Annotated in this window: 11 protein-coding genes; 3 read left to right on the forward strand and 8 right to left on the reverse strand. The window is 37.9% G+C overall.

Annotated features, from left to right (window positions below):
• Nucleotides 1–157 precede the first annotated feature (157 nt).
• From nth to D1094_RS16120, 8 genes are all read right to left on the reverse strand, one after another.
• Nucleotides 158–790 (reverse strand): endonuclease III, encoded by a 633-nt coding sequence (gene nth, locus D1094_RS16085; protein WP_118961131.1) that lies wholly within the window; start codon nucleotides 788–790, stop codon nucleotides 158–160.
• A 17-nt stretch (nucleotides 791–807) separates the two neighbouring features.
• A complete protein-coding gene (locus D1094_RS16090; protein ID WP_118961132.1) occupies nucleotides 808–1,578 on the reverse strand; it encodes an electron transport complex subunit E in 771 nt (256 codons plus the stop codon).
• Complete coding sequence (gene rsxG, locus D1094_RS16095) at nucleotides 1,571–2,257, reverse strand: electron transport complex subunit RsxG (RefSeq protein WP_118961184.1); 687 nt, start codon at nucleotides 2,255–2,257, stop codon at nucleotides 1,571–1,573. The genes D1094_RS16090 and rsxG overlap by 8 nt, the downstream gene beginning before the upstream one ends.
• 62 nt (nucleotides 2,258–2,319) lie before the next feature.
• Nucleotides 2,320–3,381 carry an electron transport complex subunit RsxD gene (gene rsxD / locus D1094_RS16100; protein ID WP_118961133.1) on the reverse strand — a complete coding sequence of 354 codons (1,062 nt, stop codon included), beginning with the start codon at nucleotides 3,379–3,381 and terminating at the stop codon, nucleotides 2,320–2,322.
• A gap of 3 nt (nucleotides 3,382–3,384) precedes the next feature.
• Nucleotides 3,385–5,694 (reverse strand): electron transport complex subunit RsxC, encoded by a 2,310-nt coding sequence (gene rsxC, locus D1094_RS16105; protein WP_259337989.1) that lies wholly within the window; start codon nucleotides 5,692–5,694, stop codon nucleotides 3,385–3,387.
• 9 nt (nucleotides 5,695–5,703) lie between these two features.
• Nucleotides 5,704–6,258 carry an electron transport complex subunit RsxB gene (gene rsxB, locus D1094_RS16110; RefSeq protein ID WP_118961135.1) on the reverse strand — a complete coding sequence of 185 codons (555 nt, stop codon included), beginning with the start codon at nucleotides 6,256–6,258 and terminating at the stop codon, nucleotides 5,704–5,706.
• Complete coding sequence (gene rsxA / locus D1094_RS16115) at nucleotides 6,259–6,840, reverse strand: electron transport complex subunit RsxA (protein ID WP_118961136.1); 582 nt, start codon at nucleotides 6,838–6,840, stop codon at nucleotides 6,259–6,261.
• 184 nt (nucleotides 6,841–7,024) lie between these two features.
• Nucleotides 7,025–8,944 carry an EAL domain-containing protein gene (locus tag D1094_RS16120; protein WP_118961137.1) on the reverse strand — a complete coding sequence of 640 codons (1,920 nt, stop codon included), beginning with the start codon at nucleotides 8,942–8,944 and terminating at the stop codon, nucleotides 7,025–7,027.
• Between the two features lie 609 nt (nucleotides 8,945–9,553).
• Here D1094_RS16120 and rimP point away from each other — a divergent pair.
• Genes rimP through infB form a run of 3 tightly spaced genes read left to right on the forward strand, consistent with a single transcriptional unit; the run spans nucleotide 9,554 to nucleotide 14,232 of the window.
• Complete coding sequence (gene rimP / locus D1094_RS16125) at nucleotides 9,554–10,012, forward strand: ribosome maturation factor RimP (protein ID WP_118961138.1); 459 nt, start codon at nucleotides 9,554–9,556, stop codon at nucleotides 10,010–10,012.
• 15 nt (nucleotides 10,013–10,027) lie between these two features.
• A complete protein-coding gene (gene nusA / locus D1094_RS16130; RefSeq protein ID WP_118961139.1) occupies nucleotides 10,028–11,524 on the forward strand; it encodes a transcription termination factor NusA in 1,497 nt (498 codons plus the stop codon).
• Nucleotides 11,525–11,547: 23 nt separating this feature from the next.
• Entirely contained in the window at nucleotides 11,548–14,232 is a 2,685-nt protein-coding gene (gene infB, locus D1094_RS16135; protein ID WP_118961140.1) for a translation initiation factor IF-2, read from the forward strand.
• The last annotated feature ends 13 nt before the right edge of the window (nucleotides 14,233–14,245 follow it).

The following is a 14,245-nucleotide window of genomic DNA, read 5'->3' on the forward strand; positions in this document are numbered from 1 at the left end:
GCCGTTGGCAATAGACGGTTAACAAAATGAGTGTAGAGCTACACATTTTCTTTTAAGTTATATGGGTAGGGACTAAATCTAGGTGATACTTATCTATAAGGTACATACTCAAGTCTTTGTTATTGATCAGATTTAATATAAATATACTGTTCTGACCTTACTCAGTTTTCTCTTTAAACTCACACAAGTCTTCGATGATGCAAGCACCACAGCGAGGTTTGCGGGCGACACAAGTATAACGACCGTGAAGGATAAGCCAGTGGTGCACGTCTACTTTAAATTCAGCAGGAACCACTTTTAAAAGTTTATTCTCAACTTCTCCTACGTTTTTGCCCATGGCAAATTTAGTGCGGTTTGATACGCGGTCTATATGGGTGTCCACCGCTATCGTCGGCCAGCCAAAGGCGGTGTTTAACACAACGTTGGCGGTCTTTCGGCCAACGCCAGGCAGGGCTTCTAATGCTTCACGGCTTTCTGGTACTTCACCACCATGTAAATCAACCAGCATTTGACAGGTTTTGATGGTGTTTACTGCTTTAGTATTAAATAAGCCTATGGTTTTTATATAAGATTTTAAACCATCTAAGCCCAAATCTAATATTGCTTGAGGCGTATTGGCAACAGGGTAGAGCTTGTCAGTAGCTTTATTTACGCCAACATCGGTAGCTTGTGCTGAAAGCAAAACCGCAATGAGTAACTCAAAAGGAGAGTTAAAGTTTAACTCTGTTGTTGGGTGAGGGTTGTCATCTCTTAGGCGAGTTAGTATTTCAAGACGTTTTTCTTTATTCATAAGTATTATTATTTTTATTAAGAGTCAAAATTAACGCGAACACGCTCAATTACTTTATCTTCGTTAATCGTATTTTTTTCTTTTATCTTGTTATCAATGGCATTTTTTATAGCAATGAGAAACCCCATTACAATGAATGCACCTGGTGGTAAAATCGCTAACAAGAAGTCGCTATTAAGTTCAAGCACTTCTATACGCAATGAGCTCGCCCAATCTCCTAGTAATAGATTTGCACCATCAAACAATGTACCTTGACCTAGTATTTCTCTGATAGCACCTAATACAATTAACACTAGAGCAAAACCTAAGCCCATCATCAAACCATCAAAGGCAGCTTGCTTTATAGGCTGTTTAGAGGCATATGCCTCAGCACGTCCGATAATAGCGCAATTGGTAACTATCAATGGTAAGAATATTCCCAGTGATTGATATAAACCAAAAGTATAAGCATTCATTAATAACTGAACACAGGTCACGAAAGCCGCAATAATCAGTACGAAAATAGGTATTCTTATTTCTTTAGGTACCCAATGCCTTATCGCTGAAACAGTAATGTTAGAGCAAAGCAGTACTAATAATGTGGCTAAGCCAAGTCCTATAGCGTTAGTTACGGTTGCTGTTACTGCTAATAATGGGCATAAACCAAGTAATTGTACTAGACCTGGGTTGTTCTTCCATAAGCCTTGTATGGCTAATTCTTTATATTCATCATAATTTGCCGCTTCTTTTTGAGGCTGTTCATTATTATCGTCAATATTATGATTAACTGTTGAGCTTGTGTCAGTCATTTTCTTTCTCCTGAGTAGGAGTGCTTTGTTTTGGTTTTATTTCGTCTTCGATTAAGTCTAATGCTTCACTGTTACATACATTAGGTTGAGTCAATAGATTTGCTTTATTACTATTGAAATAGTGTACGGCATTCTTTACTGCTTTAATCACTGCTCGTGGGGTTATAGTGGCACCAGTAAACTGGTCAAACATACCATTTTCTTTGGCTACAGCCCATCGGCTATCAGTTTGTGAAAGTAATTTTTTGTCAGAAAAAGTAGTGATCCAGTCACTTTTTCTTAACTCAATTTTATCGCCAAGACCGGGGGTCTCTTGGTGTTTTAATACTCTAACGCCACTAACACTCTCGTCCATGTTTACCGCGATTATTAATTCAATGTTGCCATTATATCCATCTGGCGCAATAGCGGTAATAGCAACGGCTTGAACATTATTATTTAAACGTGCGATATAACCTTTTTGAGTGTCGGATGTTCCAAGGTAAGTTGAGGTCATCTCTATACAATCATTGGTAATGTCATTGTTGTAACGTTCAGGTGAAATAATGCTATGCAAAGTTTTTTGCAACTGTAATTGCTCTTGAGCTTTTATTTTTTCTTTGGTTAATTCGTTAACTAAGCCAACAACTAAGGTACAAGATATAGCAAAGGCAGCCAATATTTTACTATTTTTTGACATGGCAGTAACACGGGTACTGCTATTTGGCTTCACATCTTCAGTGTTAGATTTATCATTCATCGCTAACTAAGATCCTTACTGTGGCCATATGTTCGTGGACGAGTGTATTGATCAATTAATGGTGCTGACATATTGCAAAGTAATACAGCAAAAGCAACGCCATCAGGGTAACCGCCAAAAACTCGAATGAGGTAGACGAGTAGCCCAGCTAATAGCCCTACTATTAATCTACCCTTTGCACTTGTTGCTCCTGTTACAGGGTCAGTCAATATAAAAAAAGCGCCAAGCATTGTTGCACCTGAAAACCAATGAAACATTGTTGAAGCACTACTGTCAGGAACAATAGTGTAACCAATTAACGAACATAAAAATAAACTTAATAAAAAGCTTACAGGGGTTTGCCAAGCTATCGCTTTTTTACTAATAAGAAAAATGCCGCCCAATAAAAAAGCAAGGTTAACCCACTCCCAACCAACAGCAAAATGTTCACCAAATACAGAGCTTTGCGTTGTCTCTGAAACAGTTAATCCCATAGTAATGCTAGTTTTAAGTGTATCTAACGGTGTTGCCATGGTAACACCATCTATACTCGTTCTTAATTGTTCTACAGAGTATCCATCAATTGTAAAGCCTGTAAAAATGGTGGTTAAAGTATTGCTAAAGCTTAATTCTATTTCCATTAAGCTAATAGGCGGTTGCCACGTTGTCATTTGTAAAGGGAACGAAATAAGCAGCATGACATAACCGGTCATCGCTGGGTTAAATGGGTTATGGCCTAATCCACCGTATAGGTGTTTAGCAATGGCAATAGCAAAGATAGTGCCGATTACTGTAATCCACCAAGGTGCAAAGGCAGGAAGACATATACCAATTAACATAGCCGTTAATAATGCACTGCCATCAAAGAGTTGTTCTGTTATTCGTTTTTCTCGCAATGAAAGGACAATAAACTCACATAGCATTGCTGTTATCATCGCAATACCTATGTGTATAAGGTTACCCCAACCAAAAAAGTACCACTGCGCAATAATGCCAGGTATTGCAGCAAATATTACGAGACGCATTAGCGACGATGTTGATTGTTGATTATGGTTATGGGGTGAGCTTGCTATCCAAAAAGCCATTGATTATTTTGCCCCTTTCTCTTGTTCATGCATCGTTTTTTCTTCACTTACAGATTGAGTCGCTAGTTTTTTTTTAGCAAGTGCTTTAGCTTTTGCTTTGGCTATGATGGCAGCCTTTTTAGCGTCTTTATCGCTTATGTTGTTTGTATCATTTATAGTGCTAGTTTCTGATGTGTTTTGAACCTTTCTAGGTTCTACATTAACTGTGTTTTTTTCGCTAACTTTATTGTCAGTATTTGATTCTTTATTTTTTTTAGCCAGCGCTTTTGCTTTCGCTTTTGCAATTACCGCTGCTTTTTTCGCGTCTTTTTCATCAATAGCAGGCTCTGACTCTGCTGTAGAGGCAATCGTTAAATCACTTGCCGTCGACGAATCATTATTTGAACTCGCTTGCTTTTTGGCTAATGCTTTTGCTTTCGCTTTTGCTATGGCATTCGCTTTTTTATCCGCTAAAGATAATGAATCAGTTTGTTCTTGATTTTGTTCTTGCCCCTGAATAGGTGCTTTTTCTTGCGATTTTTTTGCTTTAGCTTTAGCTACAGCTGCTGCAATTTTGGCTTTTTTACTGTCTGTATTTGATGGTTCAACTTTAGCGTTTTCTTTAGCATCAATCTCAGGAGCTGGTTTAGCTTGTTTTTTTGCCTTTGCTCTTGCAATAGCGGCTGCAACTTGTGCCTTTTTGTTATCTTGGTTTTCTGTTGTTTCTACAGGGGCAGAAATAGCTGAACTGCTAGGTGATTTTTGATTAGCTGCTTTTTTAGCTTTTACGCGAGCTAACGCAGCGGCAACGGCTGATTTAGCTTCTGTAGCTTCAGGGGTTGCTTTGTTCATCGCGGCTTTACGTGCTTCTGCGGCTTTTTTGTGCTTAAGTTCTCTTGCTCTTTTTTCTTTTTCTAATCTTTGTTTTCTCGCTTCAAAACGCGCTTTTGCTTTTTCAGCTTTAAGCTCTTGTTGTTGTTGTTGTCGTATTTCTGCTTTAGCAATTCGGTAATATTGCACTAAAGGAATATGACTTGGGCAAACGTATGCACAAGCACCACAGTCAATACAATCTGACAAATTAAGTTTATTAAGTTGCGGGTAATCTTTGGCTTTTGCACTCCACTGCAACTCTTGTGGTAATAGGTTAGTAGGGCAAACATCTGCACATTGACCACAACGAATACATTCAACTTCAGCGCTATTACCTTCAAAAGCACTAGGCATTTCTTTATAAGAGGGCGCTAAGATACAATTGGTTGTTTTTATAACGGGAACGGTGTCAGTAGGTAAACTGAAACCCATCATAGGTCCACCCATGATCACCGGTGTTTTTTCCATCCCTTGATTATCAAAGCCGCATTGACTAAGTAGGTAATGGACAGGTGTGCCAAGTAATGCCCAGACATTTTGAGGCTTTTCTAATGCTTGGCCAGTTACGGTTACAACACGTTGTATTAATGGAGTATCATGCAAAATAGCTTCACTAATGGCATAACATGTGGCAACGTTTTGCATGATAATACCTTCCTTGATAGGAAGGGTGCCTGATTTAATCTCTTTACCCGTAAGTATTTGAATTAACTGTTTTTCGCCACCTGCCGGATATTCAGTTGGTACAACACATACGTGAATTTTTTCAATGCCAGCAGTTGCTTTTTTTAATGCTTCAATTGCTTTAGGCTTATTGTCTTCTATACCAATTAATATAAACGCGGGATTAAGTAATTTGTTTAATATTTTAATGCCATCGACGATTGATTCGCTGTGTTCACACATCAGCAAGTCATCAGCGGTAATATATGGTTCACATTCAGCGGCATTGATGATTAAGAAATTGATATCAGGTTTGGTATCTACTTTTATATGCGTAGGGAATCCCGCTCCGCCCATTCCTGATATACCCGCATCAGCAATCTTTTTAACAATTTCTTGGTTTGTCAATGTGGCAACGTCATTACAGGGAGTTCGTTCTACCCAAGTATCTTGATGATCAACGTTTAAAAATATACATAATTCAGACAAACCAGAAGGGTGTGCAATAACAGAATGCTTAATGGCGGTAATGGTACCACTTGTTGGTGCATGCACAGGAACAGCCATCGGGTTTGTACTTTTTGTTAAAGGCTGTCCTTTTAATACATGATCGCCAACTTGCACCAATAAATCACCTTGGCGGCCAATATGCTGCTGTAAAGGGATGATAAGTTGCTCAGGTAATGATAATGGTTTTATCGGCTTCTGATTGGTAAGCGTTTTTTGTTCAGGCGGATGTACGCCACCGTGAAAGCTCCAAAATTTTTGCTGATTGATACGATTAATTATCGACTCCATCAAGCCCTCCTAATCTATTTGCTGAACAGGGATACTGTTTAAATCCCACAACCAGTTCTGAGTGGTTTCAGGTACTACACGCATTTCTATACAGTCAACAGGACAAGGAGCAACACATAAATCACAACCAGTACATTCATCGGCAATAATAGTATGCATTTGTTTGGCTGCGCCGAGGATGGCATCAACAGGACAAGCCTGTATACATTTAGTGCATCCGATACAGTCTTCTTCAATAATAAAAGCGACTTTGGGGCGATTATCTTTTTCATGACTTTCATCTAGAGGCTCTGCTTCAACTCCCATTAAGTCGGCAATTTTTTTTATGGTATCTTCACCGCCGGGGGCACATTTATTAATTGCTTCGCCATCTGCAACAGCTTGCGCGTAAGGTTTACATCCCGGATAGCCGCATTGGCCACATTGAGTTTGGGGTAATATGGCATCTATTTGCTCAACGATAGGGTCAGCATCAACTTTAAATCGAATGGAGGCGTACCCGAGTAAGGCGCCAAATAATGCGGCAATTAGCCCGAATACTAGAATGGCAATTAAGAGAGTCATTTATAATTTTACCAAGCCGGTAAAGCCCATAAAGGCTAATGACATTAAACCTGCGGTAATCATAGCTATAGCCGCACCTTTAAATGGAGTAGGTACGTCGGCATTCGCTAATTTTTCGCGCATTGCAGAAAACATCACTAAAACCAAAGAAAAGCCAACTGAAGCACCAAAGCCATAGATAATTGATTCAAAGAAATTGTGATGTGAACGCAAGTTTAATAAAGCAACACCTAAAACAGCACAGTTTGTGGTGATTAACGGTAAGAAAATACCTAATAAACGATATAAACTTGCACTTGTTTTATGAACTACCATTTCTGTGAATTGAACCACAACAGCTATTACAAGAATAAAACTCATTGTGGTTAAATATTCAATATTTAGTGGTACTAGCAGGTAAGTGGTGACCAAATAGCTTAAAAGAGAAGCTACTGTCATTACAAAAATGGTAGCAAAAGACATACCGATAGCGGTTTCTGTGCGAGAAGAGACCCCCATAAAAGGGCATAAACCTAAGAATTGCACAAGTACAAAATTATTAACTAGCACTGTTGCAACAAGTAGCAGAAGATAATCAGTCATTTGCTTAAAAGGGTATGAAAGTAAAAATTAATTGGCTGTATTATCCGTTGTTATTACATATTTAACAACAGTTTCGATAGCTGCTAGCAATGATTTTTTAGATTAATATTGAATAATTGTATTAGAAAGGTTTACGACTACAACCTTTTGTTTTAAAAACATACAGTAGTAGTCGTTTGGATAGCTAGAATGGCGAAGGTTTACCTACATAGAACCCTTGGCAGCCATCGATAAACAGTTTCTCTAGTGTATGTTTTTCTTCTTGTGTTTCGACACTTTCAGCTAAAACATTTATTCCCAAGCGATGAGCTAAATCAACCATCAAGCGTAAAAAGTATTGGTTGTTTTTATCATCATCAATATCCCGAGTATAGGAACTATCCATTTTAATATAATCAGGGGTAAGATCACGGAAAAATTTAAAGGAAGTTAAACCTACGCCAAAGCGTTCTACCGTAACACGCGCACCTACACGGTGGAGCATTTCAATTAATCGCTTACCTGTTTTTATATTTTGTTGTAAGCCAAATTCTGTTATTTCAAAAACTAAACGAGGGGCTATAGAAGGTTCACGTAGTAACTTTCTTTCTAGCCATATCATAAAGTGTTCATCACTAATACTTCTCGCACTGATATTAATACCAAAGCTATGATCAATGATGTTTTTACTAGTTATTTCGTTGATAGCAGTATCGATAATTAACCTATCAACATCGACAATTTTATCTAATTTCTCTGCCATTGCAATAAAACTAGCAGTTGGTAACATATCATCACTTGAATTTAGGAACCTTGCTAACACTTCACTGTACACTTTACTGTTTCGACCACTAGGTTGAATTGGTTGTAGTAATAGCGAAATACGTTTACCTTCCAAAACGCTATCAATTTCTTGACGCCAATTTTGGTTGCCTGTATTAACAGTTGATGTATTCAACATGTCAACATCTTTAACGGAGTACCAAGAGTTACTACTTTTTGTTTGTGCAACACTCACACCAGTATCAGCTAGAGCAAGCAATTCCCCTAGAGGTTTTGTTTTATCAAAGAATACTAAACCGGTAAAAGCAACTGAATCAAGCGAAGCAAGTTGTTGGTAGCCATTAAACGCTGTGGTTAATTCGTCAGCAAACTCTTCTGCCTGTTTAAGCTTTTCATTTGGTAATATAATGGCAAAATCAGAGCTATTTAATCTAAATAGCTTGCCTTTAGGTCTTTTGATAAGGTTTTGCTTAAGGCGATTAGAGACTTGTACTATATAATCATCACCTTCTTTATAGCCATGTACTTGGTTAATGGTTTGTAATTCTGAGCAACGTATAATTAAAAGAACACCAAAGTTTACCGAACTGTCTTCCTCTAAGTATTTCTCATAGACTTGTACAAAACGGTTTCTATTTTCAAGTTCTGTTAAATTATCAATATACGCTTCAATTTCAAGATGAGAAGAGCTACGTAATTGTTCAGACATTAACTCTTTGATTTCTGCAATACCTTCTTGTAATGCTGGGATATTTATATAACTATTTCTTTTAGCCTTTTTTACATCGGGATGATTAATTTGGTCTAAATCTTGTTTGATCTGAGTACTAATCATATTAAAAACAACAGACTGTAATCTATAATTAAACCAAGTTGCTAAAAATATAAAGACTACAGAAAGCGCTGCTAAACTAGCTAAAAACCGCTCAACTAATGTGTTTTCACTAGTAAAATCTAGCAGGTACTCTACTGCGAAGTTAACTTTACGTGAAGTGGTTGTTTTTTTCTCAGGGTTTACAAATGATAATAAAGACTTTTTGTTACTTTGATGTAGTTGTAAATTAGTCGCCTTGTTTTTTATTGCTAAATACTGATAGCTATTAGATTGCTTAAGTGTCGTTAATAACTTTTTAGAGATTGCTTTCTCATCATCAAGGGTTTCTTTTTGAAACGCAATGTTCAATGACACTTGTTCAACGAGTATATTAATCGCTGAAGCATGTTTTGTGTTTTGTTCCGATAAGGAGCTCTTTAATAACAGTAAAGAGATGCTAGCAATTACACCATAAAAAATGAGCGCAATAAGTGTGTTTTTAAGTAAGAGTTTTGAAAATTTAAACATAGTAAAGTTATGGACTCCGCAACTTCAAGTAAATTCCCACATAACTACTTAATTTGGGGGAGGTAATAGTATGATTATTAAAAAATTACGCAATTATATAGCTTGTCTTAGTATATATATAGCACTAATGTCGTAATTATACTAAAGTCTTGTAAAATATAAATTATTTTTAGGAACGTTTTTTAGCTATTTTGTAACGGGACGTGTTACAAGTTTTAATAGTTTTTCACAGTTATTCCTTAATCTAGCTTGCGCTTGTTTTATGCAACCTATATAATTGCGCCAGCTTACATAGCAAGATGTCACTGGAAATATTAACACTAAGTTATAGTGGTAGTATTTATTCTTACTATGATTATTAACTAACGCTTGTATTGATATATAAATAAATAGTTAGTTATAAACCATATATAGCTAAGCTATATATAGGGGTAAACAGTGAAATAGGCCCCTGATATGGGGTTTTTTCGTTTTTACAGGTTGAATAAATCTTGAAAAATGAAAATTACAGCAAAATATCGCTGGGCTATATGCCCTTTTTTTGTACCTAAATTTTATATGGTCATGCTTATTTACTAAGGAAGTGAGTAGTGTGGCAGGAGAAAAATATTGGCTAAATTTGAACAAAAACTAACTGAAATGTTAAGACCAGCAGTTGAAGAAACTGGTAAGGAATTACTCGGTGTTGAATTTATAAGTGCTGGTAATAATTCAGTTTTACGTTTGTTTATTGACCATGAAAATGGCATTAATGTTGATGACTGCGCCGAAGTTAGCCGTCAAGTTGGTGCTATTTTGGATGTAGAAGATCCTATTAGTAGTGAGTACAACCTTGAAGTATCATCTCCTGGCCTTGATAAACCTCTATTTGATTTAGAGCATTTTCAAGCCGTTGTAGGTGAAACGATAAACGTTAAATTGTCGATACCATTAAATGGTCGTCGTAAATTTAAAGGTGAATTGGTTGCTATTGAAAACGATACGTTAATTGTTGCTGTTGATGGCATAGATTATGAGTTGGTTTTCAGTAATGTTGACAAAGCAAATCTTGTCGCAAATTTTGAATAATAAGGGCTAAGTAGCATGAGTAAGGAAGTATTACTGGTTGTCGATGCAGTTTCTAATGAAAAAGCATTACCCCGAGAAAGTATTTTTGAAGCGATGGAGACTGCTTTAGAAACAGCAACAAAGAAAAAATATGAAGGCGACATCGTTGTTCGTGTATCTATTGACCGCATTACAGGTGAATTTGATACTTTCCGTCGTTGGCTGGTGATTGATGAAAGTGAAACACCAATGGAAAATCCATATGCAGAAATGAGCTTAGAAGCAGCGCAATATGATGATCCAGAACTTAATGTTGGTGATTATGTCGAAGAACAAATTGAATCAGTAAAGTTTGACCGTGTCACAACACAAACAGCGAAACAAGTTATTGTTCAGAAAATTCGTGAAGCAGAACGAGCGTTAGTCGTTGATGCTTACCAAGAACAGTTAGGTGAATTAGTTACTGGTGTGGTGAAAAAATCAAGCCGTGATAGCGTGATTTTAGATCTAGGTAATAACGCAGAAGCTGTAATTTACCGTGATGACATGTTACCGCGTGAATCTTTCCGTCCAGGCGATCGTGTTCGAGGTTTGTTATATGAAATTAAACCAGAAGCTCGTGGCGCACAATTATTTGTAAGTCGTACTAAGCCTGAAATGTTAATTGAGTTATTTCGCGTAGAAGTACCAGAAATTGGCGAAGAAATGCTTGAAATCAAAGGTGCAGCTCGTGATCCTGGTTCAAGAGCTAAAATTGCAGTTAAAAGTAACGACAAACGTATTGATCCTGTAGGTGCTTGTGTTGGTATGCGTGGTTCTCGTGTACAAGCTGTTTCAGGTGAACTTGGTGGTGAAAGAGTTGATATCGTTTTACATGATGATAACGTTGCCCAGTTTGTTATTAATGCCATGGCACCTGCTGAAGTTGCTTCAATTATTGTTGATGAAGATAAAGGTACAATGGATATTGCTGTAGAAGAGGGTAACCTTGCAATGGCAATTGGTCGTAGTGGTCAAAACATTCGTTTAGCAAGCCAGTTAACTGGTTGGGAATTGAATGTCATGACTGTTGAAGACATGAAAGAGAAACACCAAGCAGAAAATGACAAAGTATTATCGTTATTTACTGATAAGTTAGATTTAGATGAAGACTTCGCAGCATTACTTGCAGAGGAAGGCTTTACTTCTTTAGAAGAGATAGCTTATGTGCCAGTGGCTGAAATGCTTGAAATTGATGGTTTAAATGAAGAGATCATTGAAGAACTTCGTGATAGAGCGAAAGAAGCATTAACAACTCAAGCCTTAGCAAGTGAAGAAACACTTGAAGGTGCTGAGCCAGCGGAAGATTTATTAGGCCTTGAAGGGTTAGATCGTCATTTAGCGTTTGTTTTAGCAAGTCGTGGTGTATGTACACTAGAAGACCTTGCAGAGCAAGGCATTGACGAAATTAGTGATATTGAAGAATTAGATGAAACCAAAGCGGGCGAGCTTATCATGGCTGCACGTAACATTTGTTGGTTTAACGAAGAATAATTAACACCGGGAGAAAATTATAGATGGCAGATATAACGGTAGAAGAACTCGCCAAAGAAATCGGTACACCGGTGGAACGCTTAGTGAGTCAGTTATCTGATACAGGCGTGAATAAATCGGCAACTGATAAAGTTTCACAAGAAGAAAAAGAAACTTTACTCGAGCACCTTAAAAAGCAACATGGAGATGATTCATCTTCTAAGCCTAACAAGTTGACATTAAGTCGTAAAACTAAATCAACATTAACCTTAGGTCATGGCAGTAAAGCCAAGTCGGTAAATGTTGAAGTACGTAAGAAACGGACTTATGTTAAGCGTAGCGATCTTGAAGAGCAAAAGTTAGCGGAAGAAGCAGCTAAAGCAGAAGCTGAAGCGCAAGCTAAAGCTGAAGCTGATGCAAAAGCGAAAGCAGAAGCAGCAGCTAAAGAAGCTGAAAATGCTCGTGCAGTTGCAGCGGCTAAAGCAGAAGCTGAAGCAGAGAAAAAAGCAGCCGCAAAAGCAGAAGCTGAAGCAAAAGCGAAACAGGCAGCAGTAGAGAAAGCTAAGAACATTGAAAAAACAGTGGCTGAGCCTGAAAAAATTGTTGAAAGTGAAGAAGCAAAAAAACTTCGCTTGCAACAAGAGAAAGAGCTTGCTGCAAAGGTTGAGGCTGAAGCTAAAGAAGCTGCAGCAGCAGCTAAAAAACTTGCTGAAGAAAATGAAGCTCGTTGGAAAGAGCAAGAAGCTGAACGTAAAGCAAAAGAAAAAGAAGTTGTTCATTTAACCTCTTCTAAATATGCGCAAGAAGCTGAAGATAAAGTTGATGCTGCTGATGAAGGTGCTGGACGCCGTCGTAAGAAGAAAAAAGGTGCTACAGACAAGAAAGGTCGTGATGCACGCTCAGCAAGAGGTCGTAAACAAACCTTATCAGCTCCTCAAAGTTTAAAACATGGCTTTACTAAACCAGTAGAAACAAAAGTTCAAGATATACGTATCGGTGAGACTATTTCTGTTGCTGAACTTGCTAATAAAATGGCAAAGAAAGGTGCAGAAGTTGTTAAAGTAATGTTTAAAATGGGTGCCATGGCAACTATTAACCAAGTTATTGACCAAGAAACAGCAGCATTGGTTGCTGAAGAAATGGGCTTTAATGTGGTATTAGTTAAAGAAAATGCATTAGAAGAAGCAGTACTTGCTGATCGCGCTCATACTGGTGAAGAAATCACTCGTGCGCCTGTAGTAACGATTATGGGTCACGTTGACCATGGTAAAACGTCACTACTAGATCACATTCGTGAAGCTAAAGTTGCCGATGGTGAAGCTGGTGGTATTACACAGCATATCGGTGCGTATCATGTAGAAACGGGTCATGGCATGATCACTTTCTTAGATACTCCAGGTCATGCGGCATTTACCGCAATGCGTTCACGTGGTGCAAAAGCGACAGATATTGTCATTATCGTAGTTGCTGCAGATGATGGTGTAATGCCACAAACAATTGAAGCAATTCAGCATGCGAAAGCATCTGAGGTGCCAATTATTATCGCAGTAAACAAAATGGATAAAGAAACTGCAGACCCAGATCGTGTTAAAACTGAGTTATCACAACATGATGTTATCCCTGAGGATTGGGGTGGTGATGTTCAATTTGTTCACGTTTCAGCTAAAACTGGCTTAGGTATTGATGAATTATTAGATTCAGTATTATTACAGTCTGAAGTACTAGAGCTAACAGCTGTTGTTGATAAAATGGCTAACGGTGTAGTTGTTGAATCTAAACTAGATAAAGGTCGTGGTCCTGTTGCTACCGTGCTAGTTCAAGAGGGTACATTGAACCAAGGCGATATCGTATTATGTGGTCTAGAATATGGCCGTGTACGAGCGATGCGAGATGAAAATGGTAAATCAATTCAATCGGCTGGTCCTTCAATTCCTGTAGAAATACTTGGGCTAAGTGGTGTTCCTCAGTCTGGTGATGAAGCAACAGTGGTTAAAGATGAGAAAAAAGCACGAGAAGTTGCTTTGTATCGTCAAGGAAAATTCCGCGATGTTAAGTTAGCACGTCAACAGAAATCTAAACTTGAAAACATGTTCGCTAATATGTCGGAAGGTGAGGTTTCAGAAGTTAATGTGGTATTAAAATCTGATGTACAAGGTTCATTAGAAGCTATCTCTGACTCATTGTTAAAACTTTCTACTGATGAAGTGAAAGTACGTATTATTGGCTCAGGTGTTGGTGGTATTACTGAAACTGATGCCACTTTAGCAGCCGCTTCTAATGCAATTGTTGTTGGCTTTAACGTACGTGCTGATGCATCTGCGAGAAAAGTGATAGAGACTGAAGGTGTTGATCTTCGTTATTACAGTGTAATTTACGCGCTAATTGATGAAGTTAAACAAGCGATGAGCGGTATGCTAGCACCTGAATTTAAGCAAGAGATTATTGGTCTTGCTCAAGTTCGTGATGTGTTTAAATCACCTAAAATTGGTGCAATTGCTGGTTGTATGGTTACTGAAGGGACTATCAAACGTAGCGCTCCAATACGTGTATTACGTGAAAACGTTGTTATATACGAAGGTGAGCTTGAATCTTTACGTCGCTTTAAAGATGATGTACAAGAAGTTCGAAACGGTACTGAATGTGGTATCGGTGTTAAGAACTATAACGATGTACGCGTTGGCGACCAAATTGAAGTATTTGAAACAGTTGAAGTAAAACGCTCACTGTAACTTAAATTATTGC

It is taken from the genome of Colwellia sp. RSH04 (genome assembly GCF_003545765.1).
In the GTDB taxonomy this organism is placed as follows: domain Bacteria; phylum Pseudomonadota; class Gammaproteobacteria; order Enterobacterales; family Alteromonadaceae; genus Colwellia.